The organism is Variovorax sp. V15 (assembly GCF_041154425.1).
Taxonomy (GTDB): domain Bacteria; phylum Pseudomonadota; class Gammaproteobacteria; order Burkholderiales; family Burkholderiaceae_C; genus Variovorax; species Variovorax guangxiensis.
Map to the genome: position 1 here is coordinate 1,480,079 of NZ_AP028659.1, position 21,220 is coordinate 1,501,298.

A 21,220-nucleotide genomic window follows, 5' to 3' on the forward strand; every position below is an offset into this window, starting at 1 on the left:
AACCATGCTGACAGTCAAGAACATCCATCAGTACTACGGCGGCTCCCACATCCTGCGCGACGTGAGCTTCGAGGCGAAGCTCGGCAAGGTCACCGTGCTGCTGGGCCGCAATGGCGTGGGCAAGACCACGCTGCTGAAGTCGCTCATGGGCCTGGTGCCCGTCAAGAGCGGCAGCATCGAGCTCGAAGGCAAGCCGATCCACAAGGCCACGCCCTATGAGCGGGCCAGGGCCGGCATCGGCTTCGTGCCGCAGGGCCGCGAGATCTTCGCGCGGCTCACGGTCGAGGAGAACCTGCGCATGGGCCTGGCCTACAAGAGCGGCGGCACGCCCATCCCGGCGGAGCTGTACGAGCTTTTCCCCGTGCTCAGGCAGATGATGAACAGAAGGGGCGGCGACCTCTCCGGCGGCCAGCAGCAGCAGCTGGCCATCGCCCGGGCGCTGGCGCCCAAGCCGCGCCTGCTGATCCTCGACGAGCCCACCGAGGGCATCCAGCCCAGCATCATCAAGGACATCGGCCGCGTCATCCGCATGTTGGCCGACCGGGGCGACATGGCCATCGTGCTGTGCGAGCAGTACTACGACTTCGCCCAGGAACTGGCCGACGACTACCTCGTGATGGAACGCGGCGAAGTCATTGCGCGCGGCCTCGGCAAGGACATGGAAGCGCAGGGCGTGCGGCAGCTGGTGGCCATCTGAGTCCACAAGCGAGGCCCTCGCGGCCCTGCCAGTACAAGGTCTTCGGCATCTGCGTATCGGTGCGGTTTCAGGGTTTACCCTAAAATCGCGCCTTGCCCGCTGCCGCCGGGCACCCCTCCCAGGAGCCTGGCCTTGAACGCCTCCCCACCCGCGCAGGACAGCGCGGCCACCGACATTTCTTCATTCACACTGCCTTCGGGCGCACCCGCCAACTTCCTGCGCGCGGTGCTCGCGCTCGGAGTCGGCGGCTTCGCCATCGGCACCGGCGAGTTCGTCATCATGGGCCTGCTGCCCGAGGTCGCACGCGACATCGGCGTGAGCATCCCGCAGGCCGGCCACGTCATCAGCGCCTATGCGCTCGGCGTGGTCATCGGCGCGCCGGTGCTCGCGGTGCTGGCCGCCGGCTGGCGCCGCCGCGCGCTGCTGATCGCGCTCATGGCCGTGTTCGCGGCGGGCAACTTCGCCAGCGCCGCCGCTCCCAACTACCTGCTGCTGAACCTGCTGCGCTTCGCGGCGGGGCTGCCGCACGGCACCTACTTCGGCGTGGCTGCGCTGGTGGCCGCCACGCTCGCGCCGCCGGGGCGCCGCGCGCGGGCCGTGGGGCTCGTGATGCTGGGGCTCACCGGCGCCACGCTGGTGGGCGTGCCCATCGCGGCGTGGCTGGGCCAGTTCTTCGGCTGGCGCGCGGCCTTCGTGTTCGTGGGCCTCATCGCGCTGGTGGCCATCGCGCTGCTTCGCCGCGACATCCCCGACATGGCGCCCGCCGCCGGCGCCAGCCCCTGGCGCGAACTCGGCGCACTCAAGCGCAAGCAGGTGTGGTTCACGCTCGGCATCGCCGCCATCGGCTTCGGCGGCATGTTCTCGGTGTTCAGCTACATCAAGCCCACGCTGATCGAGGTGGCCGGCATGCCGGTGGGCGGCGTGCCCATCGTGCTCGCGCTCTTCGGCCTCGGCATGGTGGTGGGCAACCTCGTGGGCTCGCGGCTGGCCGACAAGTCGGTGATGCGCACCATCGGCGGCGTGATGGTCTACGCGGCGCTGGTGCTCGCGGTGTTCACCTTCGCGGCGCACAACGTCGTCGCGGCCGCCGTCAACGTGTTCCTCATCGGCTCGACCGTGGCCATCGGCCCGGCGTTGCAGATCCGCCTGATGGACGTGTCGGGCGACGCCCAGACGCTCGCCGCAGCGCTCAACCACTCGGCCTTCAACATGGCCAACGCGCTGGGCGCATGGCTCGGCGGCGTCGCGATCGCGGCAGGCCTGGGCTGGACCTCCACCGGCTGGGTCGGCGCGCTTCTGGCCCTGGCGGGGCTCGGCATCTTCGGCTGGGCGGTGGCGAGCGCGCGTGCCGCGGCGCGCCGGCCTGCAGCCGTCGCCTGCTGATCTTCGGGCCGCGGCCGTTTCGCAGGACCGCGGTTGACAGGGGCGAGCGAAGCGGACGACATTGCCGTGGATGACCTCGCCGATCACCCTGGCATGCGAAGAATGAGCTCGCGGCCTTTCCTGCCCTCGTTCTCGCGCCGGCGTCTGCTGGGCGCCGGCCTTGCGGCCGCATTCGTCGGCCATCCCTTGCCGAGGCTGCATGCACAGCCGGCAGGCGCCACACCAGACTATCCGTTCACGCTGGGCGTCGCCTCGGGCGCTCCCCGTGCCGACGGCTTCGTGCTCTGGACGCGGCTCGCGCCGCAGCCGCTGCACGGCGGCGGCATGGGCGATGCGCCTGTCGAAGTGAACTGGGAGGTCGCCGACGACGAGAGCTTCAGGCGCGTCGTCGCCAAGGGCAGGGCCGTCGCGACAGCGGAGCTCGCGCATTCGGTGCACGTCGAGGTGCAAGGCCTGCCGCCGGCGCGCTGGTACTGGTATCGCTTCACCGCTGGCGGCGCGCGCAGCCCCGCCGGCCGCACGCGCACCACGCCGGCCGACAACGACGAAGCCCTGCAACAGCTGCGCTTCGCCTTCGCCTCCTGCCAGCACTACGAGCATGGCTACTACGCCGCCTACCGCGATATGGCCGCGCAGCCGCTCGACTTCGTGGTGCACCTGGGCGATTACATCTACGAAAGCTCCCGCAAGTCGCACCAGGTGCGCCGGCACGAGGGCGGCATCCCCACGCAGCTCGGCGAGTTCCGCGACCGCTACGCGCTCTACAAGGCCGATGCGCAACTCCAGGCCGCACACGCCGCCTTCCCGTGGCTCGTGACCTGGGACGACCACGAAGTGGCCAACGACTACACGAACGACGAGTCGCCGCGCACGGCGGACCCAGCGCAGTTCCTCGCGATCCGCGCCGCCGCCTACCAGGCGTGGTACGAGCACATGCCCGTGCCCGCCAGCATGCGCCCGCGCGGCCCCGATGCGCTCATCTACGGCCGCCACCGTTTCGGCCGCATGCTCGACCTGCTGCTGACCGACGGGCGCCAGTACCGCTCGCACCAAGCCTGCCTTTCGGGTCGCAGCGCCTCGCCGCTGGCCGATTGCGCCGACCGGCTCGCGCCCGGGCGCAGCTTCTTCGGCGCGCAGCAGGAGGCCTGGCTGGCCCGCGAACTCGCCGCGCCGCCCGCGCGCTGGACCGTGCTCGCCCAGCCCACGCTGCTGGCCGAGGCCGACCGCAAGCGCGGCGCAGAACACGGCTACTGGATGGACGGCTGGGACGGCTATGCCGCCGCCCGCGCGCGCCTGCTCGACGCGCTGGCCGAACACAAGGCGCGCGGCGGCAATGCGCTGGTCGCCAGCGGCGACGTGCACGCCTTCTGGGCCGCCGACCTGCGCCGCGGCGATGCGCAGCAGGGGCCGCTGGTCGCGACCGAGTTCGTCGGCGGCGCCATCACCTCCGAAGGGCCGAGCGCCGCCGGCGTGGCGAACATGCTCGCGAAGAATCCGCAGCTGCGCTATGGCCGGGCCGACAGGCGCGGCTATGCGCTCGCCACGCTCGATGCGCGCGGCGCCACGGTTGAGTTCCGCGCGGTGGAAGACGAGAAGACGGCCGATTCGCCGGTCGGCACCATGGCGCGCTTCTCAGTCGAGCACGGCGCGCCCGGCGTGCACGCCGGAGCCAGCTGAAACGCCCGCCCGCCTGCAGGGTCGCGCGGCCGTGCCTATGATGGCCGCCGCTCCCTTCCTTCCATCTCATCTCCTTCCCTCCAGAGCGAGAACCGAACACCATGAGCATTCCCTCCACCCGTCTCGGCCGCACCGGCCTCACCGTCTCCCGCCTCGCCCTCGGCACCATGACCTTCGGCCTGCAGACCGACGAGGCCGTGTCGCACCAGATCCTCGACAAGGCGGCCGAAGGCGGCATCAACTTCCTCGACACCGCCGACGTCTACCCGCTCGGCGGCACCATCGAGACGGCCGGCCGCACCGAGGAAATCATCGGCAACTGGCTCGAGAAGCAGGGCCCCGCGGGCCGCCGCCGCTTCGTGCTGGCGACCAAGGCGGTCAACAAGGTCGGCCCCAACAGCTGGGACCAGGGCGCATCGCGCAAGCACCTGCTCGACGCCATCGATGCCTCGCTCAAGCGGCTTAAGACCGACCACGTCGACCTCTACCAGCTGCACATGGACGACCGCGAGACGCCGCTCGAAGAGAGCCTGGAGGCGCTCGACACCATCGTGAAGTCGGGCCGCGCGCGCTACATCGGCGTGTCCAACTTCCTGGCCTACCGCCTGGCCCGAGCGCTGGGCAAGTCCGACCTGCTGCGGCTCACGCGCTATGTGTCGGTGCAGCCGCGCTACAGCCTGCTGTTCCGCGAGATCGAACGTGAACTGCTCCCGCTGGCAAGCGAAGAGGGCCTGGGCGTGATTCCCTACAACCCGCTGGCCGGCGGCCTGCTCACCGGCAAGTACAAGCCCGGCGGCAAGCCCGAGGAAAACACCCGCTTCACGCTCGGCACCGCCGGCGGCATGTACCAGGACCGCTACTGGAACGAACGCAGCTTCAACACCGTCACGCAACTGCACAAGCTCGCCGACGAAGCCGGCGTGCCGCTGGCCACGCTGGCCGTGGCCTGGGTGATGGCCAACCCGCTCATCACCGCGCCGCTGCTCGGTGCGAGCCGCCCCGATCAGCTCGACGCGACCATCGCGGCGGCGGAATACAAGCTCGACCCGGCCCTCAAGCAAAAGCTGGACGAGTTGACCGCCGAGTACCGCAAGGGCGACGCACCGCGCTGAGCGGTTTTTCTCCTTCCCCCTCTGGGGGATGGTCGGGATGGGGGCAGGCCTCCGAACAATCGTCGCGCTTTCTTGAGCGCTGCCGTGCCCCCACGCCGACCCTCCCCCAGCGGGGGAGGGGGGAAGCCCAGGAACACCGCGGAACCGGCTTTGCCGGGCCGCAGGTGTTGCCCCCGGAAGGGGGCTGGCGTAGCGACACGAAGTGCGCGCAGCCTGGGGGCGAGCCATTTCTGTCAGAACTGTCAGTTAAGCGACAGCGAGGGGTTTGATGGGGGTGCCTAGAGTGCCCTCATCATGGTTTTCTCCGACGCCCCTCATCTCCCGCGCGCAGCCCTCGCGCTGGCCGCCTTGCTCCTCGCGGGCTGCGCCGTCGGCCCCGACTACGTCCGCCCGCAGCTGGACGTGCCCGCCGCCTTCAAGGAAACCGGCGGCCCCTGGAAGACCGCCGCCCCGCAGACCATCGACGCCGACCATCCCTGGTGGGACGCATTCGGCGACAGCACGCTCAGCGCGCTGATCGTGCAGGCCAACGCGGCCAACCAGAACATCCGCGTGGCCGAGGCGCAGTACCGCCAGGCGCAGGCGCTGGCCGCCGCGGCGCGTGCGGGCTTCTTCCCCACAGTGGGCCTCAACGCCGGCGCCACGCGCGCCCAGACCAACAGCACCGGCACCGTCAAGCTCGGCACCACCGACACCCTGGGCCTCGGCGCGAGCTGGGAGCCCGACATCTGGGGCGCCGTGCGCCGCTCGGTCGAGGCCGGCAATGCCGGCGCGCAGGCCAGCGCCGACGACCTGGCCGGCGCGCGGCTCAGCATCCAGACCACGCTGGCTCAGGACTACCTGCAGGTGCGCGTGATCGACCTGCAGCGCAACCTCTACGCGAGCACCACCGCCGCCTACGCCAAGGCGCTCGAGCTCACGCAGCACCAGTACGCGGCCGGCACCGTGCTGCGCTCCGACGTGGCGCTGGCCGAGAGCCAACTCAAGACCGCGCAGGCGCAGGCCGTCGATCTCGAAGCCCAGCGCAGCCAGCTCGAACACGCCATCGCGGTGCTGACCGGTCAGGCGCCTGCGTCGTTCTCGCTGCCGCCGCTCGAGACCTCTTCGAACCCGGCGACCGCCGAATCGCTTTCGTCAGCCGCCGCGCTGCGCCTGCAGTTGCCCGTGACGCCTGCCGGCCTGCCCTCGGAACTGCTGGAGCGCCGACCCGACATCGCCGGCGCAGAGCGCCGCGTGCAGGCCGCCAACGCCAACATTGGCGTCGCCAAGGCCGCCTACTACCCGCAGATCGTGCTCAGCGCCAGCGGCGGCTTCAGTGCCGCCACGCTGAGCAATCTGTTCAACACGCCGAGCCGCGTGTGGTCGCTGGGTGCGGCGCTGGCGCAGACCGTGTTCGACGGCGGCCTGCGCAAGGCTCACACCGACCAGGCCGTGGCCGCCTACGACGCCTCCGTCGCGCAATACAAGCAGACCGTGCTCGCGGGCTTCCAGCAGGTGGAAGACAACCTCGCCACCCTGCGCGTGCTCGACAACGAATCGGCACTGCAGGCTGACGCGGTGCGCGCCGCCCAGCTCGCCGAGCGCATGGCGCTGAGCCAGTACCGCGCGGGCACCGCCACCTACCTCAGCGTGGTGACGGCGCAGACCCTTTCGCTCACCAACCAGCGCACGGCCGCGCAGGTGCTCGGCCGCCAGCTGGCCGCCAGCGTCTCGCTGATCGCAGCCACGGGCGGCGGCTGGAACGCCGCTGAAACGACTTCCGGGAATTGATGCCATGACGACGACCGCAGAAACCACCACGCTCCCCCTGTTCCAGCGCCGCTCCACCTGGCTCGCGACCGCCACCCTGGTGCTCGTGCTCGGCGGCGGCGCCTGGGCGCTCACCCATCACGCGGCCAACGCCGCCAAGCCCGATGCGCCGAAGAGCCCGCCCGTGCAGGTGACCACCGCGCGCGTCGCGACCCAGACCGTGCAGGTCTACCGCTCGGGCATCGGCACCGTCGCCTCGATGGCCACAGTGACGGTCAAGGCGCGCATCGACGGCCAGCTCGACAAGGTGGGCTTCGTGGAGGGGCAGGACGTGAAGGCCGGCCAGCTGCTGGCCCAGCTTGACCCGCGCACGCTGCAGGCCCAGCTCGCGCAGGCGCAGGCCGCCAAGGCCAAGGACCAGGCCACGCTGGCCAACGCCCGTGCCGACCTCAAGCGCTACACCACACTGCTCTCACAGGACGCCGCCACGCAGCAGCAGGTCGACACGCAGAAGGCCCTCGTCAACCAGCTCGAGGCCGCCGTGCAGAACGACGCGGCCCAGGTGCAGTACGCCGAGGTGCAACTGAGCTTCACGCGCATTTCCTCGCCCATGAATGGTCGGGTGGGCGCGCGGCTGGTGGACCCGGGCAACATCGTCCATGCGGCGGATGCCAACGGCCTGGTCGTCATCAACCAGATCGACCCGATCGCCGTGCAGTTCACGCTGCCGGAAGAGGCCGTGCAGGACATCAACCGCGTGCAGCAGCAGAGCAGCCAGCCTCTCTCGGTGGTGGCCTATGACCGCAGCGGCACGCAGATGCTGGGCACCGGCAAGCTGATATTGCTGAACAACCAGATCGACACCACCAGCGGCACGGTGCAGCTCAAGGGCAGCTTCGCCAATCCGCAGCACACGCTGTGGCCGGGCCAGTTCGTCAACGTGCGGCTGCAGCTCGACCGCCGGGCCGACTCGCTCACGCTGCCCGCCGCCGCGGTGCAGCGCGGCCAGGACAGCACCTACGTCTGGGCCGTCGATGCAGAGAACAAGGTCGCCAACGTACCGGTGCACGTGGTGCAGATCGCCGACGGCACGGCCGTGATCGACAAGGGCCTGGAGGCCGGCCAGCGCGTGGTGGTCGACGGCCAGTACAAGCTCAAGCCCGGCGCCACCATCGTCGAGCCGCCGCCCGCCGCAAAGAATGCAGTGAAGGACGCCGTGAAGGACGCGGCCAAGGTCGCCAGCAGCAGCGGGAGCAGCAATTGAGCATCTCCGCCGCATTCATCAAGCGCCCCATCGGCACCACGCTGCTGGCACTGGCCATCCTGCTGGTCGGCGCGGCGGTGTTTCCGCTGCTGCCGGTGGCGCCGCTGCCGCAGGTCGACTTTCCGACCATCCAGGTCTCGGCCAACCTGCCGGGCGCCAGCCCGGAGACCATGGCGTCGAACGTGGCGCAGCCGCTGGAGCGGCAGTTCTCGCTGATCGCGGGGCTCTCGCAGATGACCTCGACCAGCGGCCTGGGCTCCACCCAGATCACGCTGCAGTTCGACCTCGACCGCAGCATCGACGCCGCCGCGCTCGACGTGCAGGCGGCCATCAATGCATCGACCGGCCAGCTGCCCGCCAACCTGCCGAGCCCGCCCACCTTCCGCAAGGTGAACCCGGCCGACGCGCCCATCCTCATTCTTTCGGTGCAGTCGAAGACGCTGCCGCTGACCGAGGTGAACGACTACGCCGACAACATCCTCGCGCAGCAGATATCGCAGATATCGGGCGTGGGCCTGGTCAACATCGGCGGCGTGCAGAAGCCGGCGGTGCGGGTGCAGGTCGACCCCGCCAAGCTCGCCGCGCTGGGCCTGAGCCTGGAAGACGTGCGCACCGTGCTCGCATCGGCCACCGTCAACGCGCCCAAGGGCACTATCGACGGGCCCAACCAGAGCTTCACCGTCTACACGAACGACCAGCTGCTGAAGGCCAAGCCCTGGAACGACGTGGTGCTGGCCTACCGCAACGGCGCGCCCATCCGCGTGAGCGACCTGGGCGTGGCGGTGGACGGCCCCGAGAACGCCAAGATCGCCGGCTGGGCCTACGCGGGCGCCGCCGCGCCCGAGGGCAGCAACGTGCAGAACGGCCGCTCCATCGTGCTGGCCATCACCAAGCAGCCGGGCGCCAACGTCATCGAGACGGTTGACCGCATCAACGCCGCGTTGCCGAGGCTGAAGGCGTCGATTCCGCCGACGGTGGAAGTCAACGCCATCATCGACCGCACGCAGACCATCCGCGCCTCGGTGAAGGACGTGGAGTTCACCCTGCTGCTGACCATCGCGCTGGTGGTGGCCGTGATCTTCGTGTTCCTGCGCAACGTGCCGGCCACGCTCATCCCCAGCGTGACGGTGCCGCTGGCGCTGCTGGGCACGGTGGCGGTGATGTACCTGCTGGGCTACAGCCTCGACAACCTCTCGCTCATGGCGCTGACCATCGCGGTCGGCTTCGTGGTGGACGACGCCATCGTCATGCTGGAAAACATCTACCGCTACGTCGAAGAAGGCATGTCGGCGGTCGAGGCCGCGTACAAGGGCGCGGGCGAGATCGGCTTCACCATCATCTCGATCTCGGTGTCGCTGGTGGCGGTGTTCATTCCGCTGCTGCTCATGGGCGGCATCGTGGGCCGGCTGTTCCGCGAGTTCGCGGTGACGGTCACGCTCACCATCGTGGTGAGCGTGGTGATCTCGCTCACGCTCACGCCCATGCTGTGCTCGCGCTTTCTGAAGAACGAGCACGGCAGCAAGCACGGGCGGCTCTACCAGCTCTTCGAGCGCGGCTTCGACGCCATGCTCGGCGCCTACAAGCGCGGGCTGCACGTGGTGCTCGACCACCAGTTCATCACGCTCATGACCTTCATCGCCACGGTGGCGGCCACGGGCGTGCTGTTCGTGTTCATTCCCAAGGGCTTCTTCCCGCAGCAGGACACGGGCTTCATCTCGGGCTTTGCCGAGTCGGCGCAGGACGCATCCTTCGCGTCGATGAACGCCCGCATGGTCGAGCTGGCCGACGTGGTGCGCAAGGACCCGGACGTCACCGGCTTCGGCATGAACGGCAGTTCGTCGACCTACAACACCGGCAACTTCTACATCAGCCTGAAGCCCAAGGACGAAGGCCGCACGGCCAGCGCCGACGAGATCATCGCGCGGCTGCGCCCGCAGCTGGCCAAGGTGCAGGGCGTGAACCTGTTCCTGCAGGCCGGGCAGGACATCCGCGTGGGCGGCCGGGCCTCGCGCACGCAGTACCAGTACACGGTGACCGACGCCAACCTCGACGAGCTCAACACCTGGGCGCCCAAGCTGCTGGAGCGCTTCAAGCAGCTGCCCGAGATCACCGACCTGGCCACCGACCAGCAGAACGCCGCCGCCTCGGCCGTGCTCACCATCGACCGCGACCGCGCGTCGAGCTTCGGCATCTCTCCGGCCACCATCGACGCCACGCTGTACGACGCCATCGGCCAGCGGCAGGTCGCGCAATACTTCACCCAGCTCAACAGCTACCACGTGGTGCTGGAGGTGACGCCCGCGCTGCAGCAGGACCCGGCGCTCTTCAGCAAGCTGTACCTCAACTCGCCCATCACCGGCCAGCAGGTGCCGCTGTCGACCTTCGTGAAGGTGGACACCAGCAAGACGGCCTACCTCTCGATCAGCCACCAGGGCCAGTTCCCGGCCGTGACCATCTCGTTCAACCTCGCGCCGGGCCATGCGCTGGGCGACGCGGTGAACGCCATCAACAAGGCGCAGGCCGACATGGGGCTGCCGCAGTCGCTCACCGGCTCGTTCCAGGGCACGGCGCAGGCCTTCCAGGATTCGCTGGCCTCGCAGCCCTACCTGATCGCCGCGGCGCTGGTGGCGGTGTACATCGTGCTGGGCCTGCTCTACGAGAGCTACATCCACCCGCTGACCATTCTCTCGACGCTGCCCTCGGCCGGCGTGGGCGCGCTGCTGATATTGATGGCGGGCGGCTACGACCTGAGCGTGATCGCGCTGATCGGCATCATCCTGCTCATCGGCATCGTGAAGAAGAACGGCATCATGATGATCGACTTCGCGCTCAAGGCCGAGCGCGAGCAGGGCATGGCGCCGCAGGAGGCCATCTACCAGGCCTGCCTGCTGCGCTTCCGCCCGATCATGATGACCACCATGTGCGCGCTGCTCTCGGGCCTGCCGTTGATGCTGGGCCACGGCTCGGGTTCGGAGCTGCGGCGGCCGCTGGGCTACGCGATGGTCGGCGGGCTGATACTCTCGCAGGCGCTCACGCTGTTCACGACCCCGGTGGTCTACCTGTACCTCGACCGCGCTCACTACTGGTACATGCGCCGCAAGGAAGCGCGCAAGGCCAGGAAGGCCGGCAAGGCCGAGGTAGCCGCCGAGGTGCAGCACGGATGAGCGCCACCGGTTGACGCAGCGCAAGCCCATGCCATGAAGATCCTGATTGTCGAAGACGAACTGAGAACCGCGGACTACCTCTCCAAGGGGCTGACCGAGCAGGGCTGCGCGGTCGACATGGCGCACAACGGCATCGACGGCCAGCACCTCGCGCTCACCCACGAGTACGACGTGATCGTGCTCGACGTGATGCTGCCGGGCCAGGACGGCTTCTCGGTGTTGCGCGCCCTGCGCGCCGTGAAGCAGACGCCGGTCATCATGCTCACCGCGCGCGACCGCGTGGAAGACCGCATCAAGGGCCTGCACGAAGGGGCCGACGACTACCTCGTCAAGCCCTTCTCCTTTCTCGAACTGCTGGCGCGGCTGCAGGCGCTCAACCGCCGCGGCCGCAAGCAGGAGCCGATGCAGCTGCGCATCGCCGACCTGCAGATCGATCTGCTGGCGCGCAAGGCATTCCGTGGCAGCACCCGCATCGACCTCACCGCCAAGGAGTTCGCGCTGCTGGCCGTGCTGGCGCGCCGCCAGGGCGAGATCCTTTCGAAGACCGCCATCGCCGAGCTGGTGTGGGACATGAACTTCGACAGCAACACCAACGTGGTCGAGGTGGCCATCAAGCGGCTGCGCGACAAGATCGACGTGCCCTTCAGCCCGAAGCTGCTGCACACCATCCGCGGCATGGGCTACGTGATGGAACTGCGCGAGGGAGCAGGGGAGGGCGCCGCCTCGTGAAGCGATCCATCACCGCGCGGCTGGTGCTGATGTTCGCGGCGGTGGCGCTCGCGACCTTCGCGCTGGCCGGCTTCGCGCTGCACAACGTGCTGGCGCGCGAGCTGGAGCGACACCAGTACGAGGAGCTCGACACCACCCTCAAGAGCCTGCAGTTCTGGATCAAGGCCATCGGCAGCCCCGAGCGCTGGCCGCGCGTGCAGGCGCGCATGGACGCGCTCACCCCCGAGGACGGCAGCGTGCGCTTCTGGGTGCTCAGCGACGATCCGCGCTTCCAGTACGGCAAGGGCCTGGCCGAGATCGACGGGCTCACCCGACAGGCCAACGGCCACACCAGCGTGATCGAGCTGCCGGGGCAGGAGCGGCCCTTCCGTACGCTGTCTGTGCACATCGACCCGTTCGAGCAGCGTCCCGCCGTGCGGCTGATCGTCGGGCGCAATACCGAGCCCTATGCCCGCACGCGCCAGAACTTCCTGACTGCGCTGGTCGGGCTCGGGCTTTGCGCGGTGCTGGTGGTGGCCGCGGCAGGCTACTGGATCGCGCAGCTGGGGCTGCGGCCGCTGGAGCGGCTGTCGAGGGAGGCGCAGGCGCTGCGGCCCAAGACGCTGTCGCAGCGGCTGCAGGTGGAGCGTCTGCCGGTCGAACTCTCGGCGCTGGCCGAAGCATTCAACGGCGCGCTGAGCCGGCTCGAAGAGGCCTACGGCCAGCTCGAAGCCTTCAACGCCGACGTGGCGCACGAGCTGCGCACGCCGCTGGCCAACCTCATCGGCAGCACGCAGGTGGCGCTCTCGCGCCAGCGCAGCGCGGGCGAGTTCCAGGAGGTGCTGCAGGCCAACCTCGAAGACCTGGAGCGGGTGCGCTCCATCGTCAACGACATGCTCTTTCTCGCGCGTGCCGATCGCGGCGAGGTGGCCACCGGGCTGGTGCTCACGCCGGTGGCGCAGGAAGTGCGCAAGACCATCGAGTTCTTCGAGTTCGTGCTCGACGAGACGCGTGCGCAGGTCGTCATCGAGGGCGACGTGCAGGCCGAGGCGCGGCTGGAGAGCGCGCTTTTCCGCCGCGCGATGTCGAACCTGCTGCAGAACGCCATCGAGCACTCGAAGCCCGGTGCGCAGATCGCCGTGAGGCTGCGCGAGGAAACCGCTGCCACCTGGATCACCGTGTCGAACCCCGGCGAGCCCATCGACGCGCAGCACCTGCAGCACCTGTTCGACCGGTTCTACCGCGTCGACGAGGCCCGCAACGACGGCGGCGAGCACCACGGCCATGGGCTGGGGCTGGCCATCGTGAAGGCGGTGGCGAGCATGCATGGGGGGCAGGTCAGCGCATCGAGCGAAGGCGGGTGGAATACCTTCGGCTTCAGCGTCGCGCGCTCCCCCGAGAAAGCCGCAGGCTGACGATGGCTGAAGGCGCCAGCCATTGGCCTGCGCCCGGTACGTTCTTGGGCCATGCCGGAGAATCGCTGCCGGCATGAACAGCACGCAACCACCGCAATTTCCACCCGCACCGGGACCACAAGGGCAGCCATGGCGCAGCTGATGTCCCTGCTCGTGCAGAACGCGATCCTGGTGGTGTTCGCCGCCAGTTTTGCCGCGCGCCTCGGGCTGCCCGTGCCGGCTGCGGCGGTGCTGGTGCTCACGGGCGCGCTGCTGGCCGCGGGCGACGTCTCGGTGGCCGGCGTGGTGGTGGCTGCAGTCATCGCCAACCTGCTGGGCGACGGGGCGTGGTTCTATGCGGGGCGACGCTTCGGCTACCGCTTCATGCGCCTGCTGTGCCGCATCTCGCTGTCGCCGGATTCGTGCGTGCGGCGCGGCGAATCCCTCATCTCCGACTGGGGCGGCCTTTCGCTGGTCGCCGCCAAGTTCGTGCCGGGCGTGTCGGTGGTGGCGCCGCCGATGGCAGGGGCGCTGGGCATGTCGGTGCGGCGCTTCATCGGCTTCGACGTCGGGGCCGCACTGGTCTGGACGGGGCTCTTCCTCGGGCTGGGCTGGGTGTTCCGCAACCAGATCCAGGAAGTGCTGGCCATCCTCGCGCAGGCTGGCGGCATCGCCACGGCGGCGGTGGCCGTGCTGCTGGCGGTGATTCTCGCGGTGCGCTACTGGCGCCGCCGCGCCTTCATGCGGCTCACGGGTATGCCGCGCATCTCGGTGGAAGAGCTGCACGAGCTGCTCAGCGGCGAAGAGCCTCCGCTGGTGATCGACGTGCGCGGCAAGGCCGGCGTGCAGGTCGACCCGCGCCGCATTCCGGGGGCGCAGTCGTACACCCTCAAGGCGCTGCAACAGCGCAGCCTCGACCTGTCGCACGCGGCGGGGCGCGACGTGGTGCTGTACTGCAGCTGCCCCAACGAGGTGTCGGCCGCGCAGGCCGCGCGCGTGCTGCTGGCGCGCGGTGCGCGGCGGGCCCTGCCGCTCACGGGCGGGCTCGACGCCTGGGTGGCCTCGGGCCGGCCGACCACGGTCGACTGAACGTCTCCAAGTGGCGCTGGCCCATGGCCTCAACGCCGACCTCGTTCTCAGGTGGCGCCGCATGGTCGACGCGAGAGGCATCACCTCGAAGGCCGGCCATCCGCAAGCCGAGTTCGTCTCGCTCACGTTGGCGCCAGGCCCTGCGGTCGGCCAGTCGCGTCGGAGAGTTACTGCCGCATCGCTGCCAGCCAACCGCAGTGCGCTGATCGAAGGACCGTCGTCAAGACGGGATCACCGCGCGCCTTCCTCCTCGGCGCCCGCCGACGATGACGCGCACGACACATCGTTTCCTAGCTGAAAGACGCGCATCCAGGCATAATTTCATCAATTCTTTGAACTATTCAACCAATAATTCATTCAACGCCACACCAACCTGGAAGCAGGCAACTAGATGAACCGTACCTCCATTGTTCGACAGGCCTTGGCTCAGGGGGCGAGGCCAACTAACGATCTTTTGGCGCTTCTCGGTACAAGCCAGCCCACCCTGTCTCGAACTATTCAGGAATTAGGACGCGAAGTCATCCGTTTCAGAGAACCGGGTGTGCGAACCCCACGCTACGCGCTTGTCCGCAGTGACCCGGTTCCTTCGCCTCAACCGGTGTTTCGGGTGGACGAAGAGGGCCGGGTGACGGAATTGGGAAAGGTCAATTTTCTTTCTGGAGGCGGTACCTGGGTTGACCTGGATGGCCCGGACAGTCGCCTCCACCAAGGACTGCCGCCTGCCATGGCGTTCGCGGCGCCATCGGGCTACCTGGGCGCACGGATCGCAAAGGTGGTTGCCGCGGAGCTGAGGGTGCCTGCATCCTTGCGGGACTGGTCCGACGATCACCGCGTGAAGTTTCTTTGCTCCATGGGCTCGGACGTACCGGGATCCCTCATGTGGGGAGCCAATTCGTTCGCCACGCACATGGCATCCCGACAGGTCGCGCCGATCGCGAGCGCAGACATTGCCCGGGTCTATCCACAACTTGCGACTTCCACGACCCAAACAGGCGCTGGCAGCAGCGCAGGCGGCGAGCAACCCAAGTTCACATGCGAAACCGAAACGCGCGGCCATCTCATTGTGAAGTTCGCCCGCGTCGGGACCAGATCATCGGAGATGCTTGTCCTGGAGGAGCTGGCGTTGCGTGCGCTGCAAGAGGCCGGCATCGAGGCCGCGTCAGCGCACTATTTCGAGAGCGACGGGTATGGGTTTCTCGAAGTCGAGCGTTTTGATCGAGTGGGCCGCTTTGGACGACGCGGCATGATTTCCGCCGGCGCGATCGACGACGAGCTGTTCGGCATGCGGGACAACTGGCCAGCATTCGCTCAGCGATGCGAAGAGGCGGCGATTCTCGGGGCGGATTCCGTACGCAAGGTCCTCGTCCTGACAGCCTTCTCGGAGCTGATTGGCAACGGCGATCGCCATTTCGAAAATCTCTCCCTCATGACCGATGCGCACGGCCAGCCCCGTGACGTGTCTCCGGCCTATGACATGCTCCCGATGATGTATGCGCCCGTCGGCGGCGGCATCGAGCCGGAGTTGAGGCTGGTCACCCCGTCGTTCCAATCCCTGGGAGCCAGGTCCGACGTGTGGGAGCAGGCGTTCCGTGCCTCGCACGCCTTCTGGTTGTCAGCCGCCGCAGACACGCGGCTGTCCGGCCCGATGCGCGAGATCGGCATCGGCAACGCCCAGCGGGTTACCGAGATAGTGACGCCCCTGCTGCCTGCGCTCGAGCCCTCCACCCACGAGGATTCATCGGGCTCCATGGACCACCCGCGCTGAACGCACAAGGGACTGCGGCTGCACAGTGGCCGCGGGTCGTTGAGTTCCATGCAATCCTGACTCTTGGCGGACACCACCGTCATGGACTCTGGGGCCGGCTCAAGACGGGATCACCGCGCGCCTACGGCCCAAGGCCCGCGCCTGCAGAAACCCGCCCCGCGTGCTATGGTGCCCGGCCCTCGGGTTAACCCGAGGGCAGACCTCTCGCAAACCGGGATCCCTCCGTGTCCTCTCCATCCTCCGCGGCGCCCGCCGCTCGTTCCGCACACCCCGCCGCACCGGGCCTCAGCCCGGCCCTCACGCTGGTCTTCGCCGTCGCCTGCGGCCTGTGCGTGGCCAACATCTACTACGCCCAGCCGCTCATCGGCCCCATCTCCAACACGCTGCAGCTGCACGCCGGCCTGGCCGGGCTCATCATGACGCTCACCCAGCTCGGCTACGGCGCCGGCCTGCTGCTGCTGGTGCCGCTGGCCGACGTGGTCGAGAACCGCCGGCTCATCGTGGGCGCGCTCTTCGGCGCGGTGATCGGGTTGGTGGGCATTGCGCTGTCGAACTCGGCCGTCACCTTCCTGGCGGCTTCCTTCGTGGTTGGCACCTGCGCGGTCGCGGCCCAGGTGCTGCTGCCTTTTGCCTCGCACCTTGCGCCCGAGGCCACGCGCGGCAAGGTGGTCGGCAACATCATGGCCGGCCTGCTGGGCGGGATCATGCTGGCGCGGCCCTTCGCCAGCATGGTGGCTTCCGCGCTGGGCTGGCGCGCGGTGTTCTGGGTATCGGCCGTGCTCATGGCCACGCTCATCGCCGTGCTGTGGCGCGCGCTGCCGCAGCGCCACCCGCATGCCTCCATGGGGTATGCGCGCACCATGGCCTCGCTGCCGGGCATCGTGTGGACCACGCCCGTGCTGCGCCGGCGCGGGCTGTACCAGGGGATGATGTTCTCCGGTTTCCAGGCCTTCTGGACGGCCGTGCCGCTGGCGCTCGCACACGAGTTCGGCATGGGGCAGGGCGGCATCGCGGCCTTTGCGCTGGCCGGTGCCGCCGGTGCGCTGATGGCGCCCATCGCCGGCCGGTTGGCCGACCGCGGGCTGACTCGCCCGGCCACCGGCGTCGCCATCGCAGTGGCGCTGTTCTCGTTCGTGCTGGGCGCGGTGGCCATGCACTACCACTCGCTGACCGGCCTGGTCGCGGCGGGCATCCTGCTCGACGGCGCGGTGCAGCTTTGCCAGGTGCTCAACTTCCGCAGCCTCTTCATGCTCGCCCCTGAGTTGCGCGGCAGGCTCAACGGCCTGTTCATGACCTTTATCTTCATCTGTGCGGCCGTGGCTTCGGGCATTGCAGCCGCGGTGTATGCCTTCCACGGATGGAGTGGGCTGTGCCTGCTGGGCGGCGCGTATGTGCTGGTGGCGCTGCTGTACTACGCGACCGAGTTCCGCCCGCGCGCGGAAGGCGTCGCCCTCGGAAGGTAGCCTTCGCGGTCGATGAGCAGCCCACCGGTTTTTTCGCGGCGTATCCAGGTCACGCAGCCCGACGCCGCCGGCATCTGGCCCATCCTGCTGCTGTGCCTGGCGTACACGCTGGTGTTGGTCGCGGCGAGCGTGTGGCTCATCGACCTCGATGCGACGGGCTGGAGTAGCGCGCTGAACCTGCTGGCCTGGTTCGCGCTTTTCGCGCTGTGGCTGGTGGGCCTGGTGGTCGTGGTGCGCGCGTGGCTCTGGCTCGAGACGCTCTGGCGCAGACCCGGCAAGCGCCGGCCCAAGCTCTTCAACGAGAACGCGCAGGTCGACATCGATGAGGCTGGCCTCTCGGTGCAAGGACTAGGCCACGTCGACTGGATCGACGTGCTCTCGCTGGAAGGCATTCCCGACAGCGACAACTACCTCGTCGTCCACACCCGGCCCTTCGGCAAGCTCTTGCTCACGGTCCCCGTCGATGACGTGGCGCCCGTGCTCAACCACTACCTCTCGCTGCGGGCCGCGCCCACGCAGCCGGCCACAGGCGCTCTGCAAAGCCGCGCGCTGGTCTTCTGCTGGCGCTGCTTCCTGGCCTGGATCGCGGCGGGCTACCTGCTGGGTGGCGCGGCGGCCATTGCGCTGCTGTTCAATGCCTCCGACGCCGGTTTCCTGAAAACCCTGGTGGGGCTGTGCGTGATCGTGCCGCTGGCCGCGTGGCTCGTGTGGTTCATTCCCTTGGGGCAGATCAGCACCTTCGCGCCATCGCGCGTGCGCGCCTTCGAACTCGTCGGCACGCAACTGCGCAGCACTGACGGCAGCTGGCAGGCCGATCTTCAGCACGCCAGCGTCAGCCGCCGCCGTGCAAAGGGCATCGGCTACGACTTCAGCTTCATCGCCATCCGGCCGCCGCAGGGCAAGCGCCTCGACCTGTTGCTCGAAGGCGGCGCAGACCAGGAAGCGCTGCTCGACGCCCTGGCCGACCGAGGCCTGCTGCCGCTGACCAACCCCGAGCTCTGAACAGCGAGCCGCCTGCTGGTTGCCCCCACAGGCGCCGGTGGTAGCCTTGCCACCCGATGAACCTCCGCACCAAGATCGTTGCGCTCGCCGTCGCACCGCTGCTCATCGCGCTGGTGCTGGTGGCCCTTGCGGTGCGCCACCAGGAGCATGACCTCGCCCAGCGCGAGCGTGCCCTCATCGAGAACAGCTACATGGCCCAGCGCCGCAGCGAGCTGCGCAGCTACGTCGACCTGGCCGTGAGCAACCTGCTGCCGCTGTACGAGTCGGGCCAGGACGACGAGGCCACCCGCGCCGAGGCGCTGCGCCGGCTGGCCGCGCTCAACTACGGCGACGATGGCTACTTCTTCGTCTACGACCTGGAGGGCAACTCCCTCATGCATTCGCGCCAGCCCGAGCTGGTGGGGCAGAACCTCTGGGAGCTGCGCGATTCGCACGGCCGCTACACCATTCAGGAACTCATCAAGGGCGCGAAGGAAAAAGGCGGCGGCTTCGTCGAGTACGAATGGCGCAAGCCTTCGAGCGCGCAGATGGCGCCCAAGCTCGGCTACGTGACCGCGCTGCCGCGATGGAACTGGATGGTCGGCACCGGCCTGTACCTCGACGACATCCAGTCGACCATGGACACCCTCGACCGGCAGATGAACGCCAACGTCACGGCCACGCTGCTGTGGATTGCCGGCATCGCCGCGCTGTGCCTGGGCGTGGTCAGTGCCGCGGGCCTCCTGTTGAACTTGAGCGAGCACCGCACCGCCGAAGCCAAGCTGCGGCTGCTCGCGCGCCGCGTGGTGCAGTCGCAGGAAGAAGAGCGCGGCCACCTCGCGCGTGAGCTGCACGACGGCACCAGCCAGACGCTGGTGTCGGCCAAGCTGCTGATCGAATCGGCCGTCGAATCGCTCGACCGCCAGCAGCAACCCGCGCCGCCCGCGCTCGCGAAGGCGCTGCAGCGGCTCAACGATTCGCTGATAGAAGTGCGCCGCATATCGCACCGTCTGCGCCCCGCATTGCTCGACACCCTGGGCCTGCCCGCCGCGCTGGAGCGGTTGGTCGACGAGTTCAGGGAAGAGGGCGGCGGCGTCGATGCGTCGATGATGGTGGGCGGCGAGTCCTTCGAGCTGCAGCCCGAGGTGAAGACCGCGCTCTTCCGCCTCACGCAGGAGGCACTGACCAACGTGCGCAAGCATGCCAAGGCGCAACACGTGCACATTGCGCTGAGCTTCGACGAAGAAGAAGGCGTGCGCCTCGAAGTGAGCGACGACGGCACCGGCTTCGACATTCAGGCCGTGCAGCTCGACCCCCGGCGCGGCATCGGCCTGCGCAACATGCGCGAGCGCATGGAGGCCATCGGCGGGCGGCTCACCATGTGCAGCAACGCCGGGCGCACATCCATCGAAGCCGAAGTGCCAGCCCGCAGCGCGAAGGCGCAGACAGCAGCAGCATGACGACCGCACCCAAGCCCACGACGCCCCCTTCGGCACCCGCAACGACAACGGTCCGCCTCTTCCTGGTGGACGACCACCCGCTGGTGCGTGACGGCCTGCGCGCAAGGCTCGGCTCCATGCCCAACCTGGAGATCGTCGGCGAGGCCGGCAGCGCCGCCGAAGCGCTCGAGTTGGTGGAAAGCGTGAGGCCCGACCTCATGCTGATGGACGTCGGCATGAAGGACATGAACGGCATCGAGCTCGCGGCACTGCTGCTGCAACGCCAGGGCGCGCCGCACATCGTGATGCTCAGCATGTACGACAACCCCGAGTACGTGCAGAAGGCCCTGCAGGTGGGCGCGCGCGGCTACGTGCTGAAAGACGCGCCCGCGGCCGAGATCGTCGCGGCCATCGAGGCCGTGTCGGCCGGTGGCACATTCCTGAGCCCGGCCGTGTCGAAGAAACTCTTCCGCACGCAGGAGCCCAGGCCCCTGCTCACCCCGCGCGAGAGCGAGATTCTTTCGGCGCTGGGCCGAGGCGAATCGAGCAAGCAGATCGCGCGCGATCTGGGCCTGAGCGTGCGTACGGTGGAGGCGCACCGGCAGAGCATCAAGCGCCGCCTGGGCATCGAGGGGCAGGCCGAGCTCATCAAGTACGCGGTGGAGCACGCGCGCGAATTCGGACGCGATTCCTGAGCTGATGCAGCCGCTTCTGCAGCCTCTTTTTCGCTGATCGACCCCGCGACTGTCAGCGCTTTGTGGACTGGCGCCGCCGCCTCGCGATCAAGCGAAGGAATCGACAGGTTCTGGGCAGAAAGTCACTTCTGCGCAGCCTGGTCTTCTATACAGTGAATGCCCCTGTGGTTGAACGACCCACCAAGTGGGCATGGAGGGCAGAGCACACGAAGACCTCTCTTGAGTGAAACCGCATTGCCTTGCGGCGGGCTGTCGGTGCGACTTGCATCGACGCGAACGTGAGGCGCAAAAGGCGACGGCCAAGGTGCGCGAACACCTTGACCGTCTAACCACATGACGTGCACAAACTTTGGAAAGCGAGCACACCAAATGGCTAAACGAATTATGGCCGGCGCAGGAAAGCCGGCATCTGCGGACGCGACCACCACGACACGGGACCCGGCCGGTCTACTGGAGAACAAGCTGGAGCAGCTGAACTCGCTGCTCTGGTGCTTCTACGGCGCCGGGGACGGATGGTTCCAGGATGCGGGGGAGGCGCATCGGGAGAATCTGCTTTGGATTGCTTCGGATTTGGCGCGGGAGGCTGTGGAGTTGTTTCAGGAGAACGGAGGAGCGAGATGAAATTGGACTTGGGGAAGAT

At 68.5% G+C, this 21,220-nt stretch carries 16 protein-coding genes; all 16 read left to right on the forward strand.

Annotation, left to right across the window (positions count from 1 at the left end):
• Positions 1 to 4 precede the first annotated feature (4 nt).
• The 16 genes from urtE to ACAM57_RS07305 all read left to right on the forward strand — a co-directional run bounded on the left by urtE (position 5) and on the right by ACAM57_RS07305 (position 21,201).
• Positions 5 to 697, forward strand: coding sequence for an urea ABC transporter ATP-binding subunit UrtE (gene urtE / locus ACAM57_RS07230; RefSeq protein ID WP_369661141.1), 693 nt, complete (start codon positions 5 to 7; stop codon positions 695 to 697).
• A gap of 132 nt (positions 698 to 829) precedes the next feature.
• Positions 830 to 2,080: an MFS transporter gene (locus ACAM57_RS07235; RefSeq protein ID WP_184641128.1), complete on the forward strand. Its 1,251-nt coding sequence runs from the start codon at positions 830 to 832 to the stop codon at positions 2,078 to 2,080.
• A 102-nt stretch (positions 2,081 to 2,182) separates the two neighbouring features.
• On the forward strand, positions 2,183 to 3,757 hold the full coding sequence (locus ACAM57_RS07240) for an alkaline phosphatase (RefSeq protein ID WP_369661142.1): 1,575 nt from the start codon (positions 2,183 to 2,185) through the stop codon (positions 3,755 to 3,757).
• 101 nt (positions 3,758 to 3,858) lie between these two features.
• A complete protein-coding gene (locus ACAM57_RS07245; RefSeq protein WP_369661143.1) occupies positions 3,859 to 4,869 on the forward strand; it encodes an aldo/keto reductase in 1,011 nt (336 codons plus the stop codon).
• Between the two features lie 294 nt (positions 4,870 to 5,163).
• Positions 5,164 to 6,639: an efflux transporter outer membrane subunit gene (locus ACAM57_RS07250; protein ID WP_369661144.1), complete on the forward strand. Its 1,476-nt coding sequence runs from the start codon at positions 5,164 to 5,166 to the stop codon at positions 6,637 to 6,639.
• A 4-nt stretch (positions 6,640 to 6,643) separates the two neighbouring features.
• The gene (locus ACAM57_RS07255; RefSeq protein WP_369661145.1) at positions 6,644 to 7,882 is read left to right on the forward strand and encodes an efflux RND transporter periplasmic adaptor subunit; all 1,239 of its coding nucleotides are present in this window, start codon (positions 6,644 to 6,646) and stop codon (positions 7,880 to 7,882) included.
• A complete protein-coding gene (locus ACAM57_RS07260) occupies positions 7,879 to 11,046 on the forward strand; it encodes an efflux RND transporter permease subunit (RefSeq protein WP_369661146.1) in 3,168 nt (1,055 codons plus the stop codon). Before ACAM57_RS07255 ends, ACAM57_RS07260 begins: the two co-directional genes overlap by 4 nt.
• 33 nt (positions 11,047 to 11,079) lie before the next feature.
• Positions 11,080 to 11,775 carry a heavy metal response regulator transcription factor gene (locus tag ACAM57_RS07265; RefSeq protein WP_369661147.1) on the forward strand — a complete coding sequence of 232 codons (696 nt, stop codon included), beginning with the start codon at positions 11,080 to 11,082 and terminating at the stop codon, positions 11,773 to 11,775.
• Complete coding sequence (locus ACAM57_RS07270) at positions 11,772 to 13,169, forward strand: heavy metal sensor histidine kinase (RefSeq protein WP_369661148.1); 1,398 nt, start codon at positions 11,772 to 11,774, stop codon at positions 13,167 to 13,169. Before ACAM57_RS07265 ends, ACAM57_RS07270 begins: the two co-directional genes overlap by 4 nt.
• Positions 13,170 to 13,298: 129 nt before the next feature.
• Entirely contained in the window at positions 13,299 to 14,237 is a 939-nt protein-coding gene (locus tag ACAM57_RS07275; protein WP_369661149.1) for a DedA family protein/thiosulfate sulfurtransferase GlpE, read from the forward strand.
• A gap of 391 nt (positions 14,238 to 14,628) precedes the next feature.
• The gene (locus ACAM57_RS07280; RefSeq protein WP_369661150.1) at positions 14,629 to 16,002 is read left to right on the forward strand and encodes a HipA domain-containing protein; all 1,374 of its coding nucleotides are present in this window, start codon (positions 14,629 to 14,631) and stop codon (positions 16,000 to 16,002) included.
• Positions 16,003 to 16,226: 224 nt separating this feature from the next.
• Positions 16,227 to 17,465: an MFS transporter gene (locus ACAM57_RS07285; RefSeq protein WP_369661151.1), complete on the forward strand. Its 1,239-nt coding sequence runs from the start codon at positions 16,227 to 16,229 to the stop codon at positions 17,463 to 17,465.
• Between the two features lie 12 nt (positions 17,466 to 17,477).
• Positions 17,478 to 18,467, forward strand: coding sequence for a hypothetical protein (locus ACAM57_RS07290; protein WP_369661152.1), 990 nt, complete (start codon positions 17,478 to 17,480; stop codon positions 18,465 to 18,467).
• Positions 18,468 to 18,523: 56 nt separating this feature from the next.
• Positions 18,524 to 19,906 (forward strand): cache domain-containing protein, encoded by a 1,383-nt coding sequence (locus tag ACAM57_RS07295; protein ID WP_369661153.1) that lies wholly within the window; start codon positions 18,524 to 18,526, stop codon positions 19,904 to 19,906.
• On the forward strand, positions 19,903 to 20,580 hold the full coding sequence (locus tag ACAM57_RS07300) for a response regulator (RefSeq protein ID WP_369661154.1): 678 nt from the start codon (positions 19,903 to 19,905) through the stop codon (positions 20,578 to 20,580). Before ACAM57_RS07295 ends, ACAM57_RS07300 begins: the two co-directional genes overlap by 4 nt.
• Before the next feature lie 369 nt (positions 20,581 to 20,949).
• Positions 20,950 to 21,201 (forward strand): hypothetical protein, encoded by a 252-nt coding sequence (locus ACAM57_RS07305; protein WP_369661155.1) that lies wholly within the window; start codon positions 20,950 to 20,952, stop codon positions 21,199 to 21,201.
• Positions 21,202 to 21,220: the final 19 nt, after the last annotated feature.

Coding starts and splice junctions, on each gene's coding strand:
- urtE (WP_369661141.1), top strand. CDS start 5: ATGCTGACAGTCAAGAACATCCATCAGTACTACGGCGGCTCCCACATC.
- ACAM57_RS07240 (WP_369661142.1), top strand. CDS start 2,183: ATGAGCTCGCGGCCTTTCCTGCCCTCGTTCTCGCGCCGGCGTCTGCTG.
- ACAM57_RS07245 (WP_369661143.1), top strand. CDS start 3,859: ATGAGCATTCCCTCCACCCGTCTCGGCCGCACCGGCCTCACCGTCTCC.
- ACAM57_RS07250 (WP_369661144.1), top strand. CDS start 5,164: ATGGTTTTCTCCGACGCCCCTCATCTCCCGCGCGCAGCCCTCGCGCTG.
- ACAM57_RS07255 (WP_369661145.1), top strand. CDS start 6,644: ATGACGACGACCGCAGAAACCACCACGCTCCCCCTGTTCCAGCGCCGC.
- ACAM57_RS07265 (WP_369661147.1), top strand. CDS start 11,080: ATGAAGATCCTGATTGTCGAAGACGAACTGAGAACCGCGGACTACCTC.
- ACAM57_RS07275 (WP_369661149.1), top strand. CDS start 13,299: ATGGCGCAGCTGATGTCCCTGCTCGTGCAGAACGCGATCCTGGTGGTG.
- ACAM57_RS07280 (WP_369661150.1), top strand. CDS start 14,629: ATGAACCGTACCTCCATTGTTCGACAGGCCTTGGCTCAGGGGGCGAGG.
- ACAM57_RS07290 (WP_369661152.1), top strand. CDS start 17,478: ATGAGCAGCCCACCGGTTTTTTCGCGGCGTATCCAGGTCACGCAGCCC.
- ACAM57_RS07295 (WP_369661153.1), top strand. CDS start 18,524: ATGAACCTCCGCACCAAGATCGTTGCGCTCGCCGTCGCACCGCTGCTC.
- ACAM57_RS07300 (WP_369661154.1), top strand. CDS start 19,903: ATGACGACCGCACCCAAGCCCACGACGCCCCCTTCGGCACCCGCAACG.
- ACAM57_RS07305 (WP_369661155.1), top strand. CDS start 20,950: ATGGCTAAACGAATTATGGCCGGCGCAGGAAAGCCGGCATCTGCGGAC.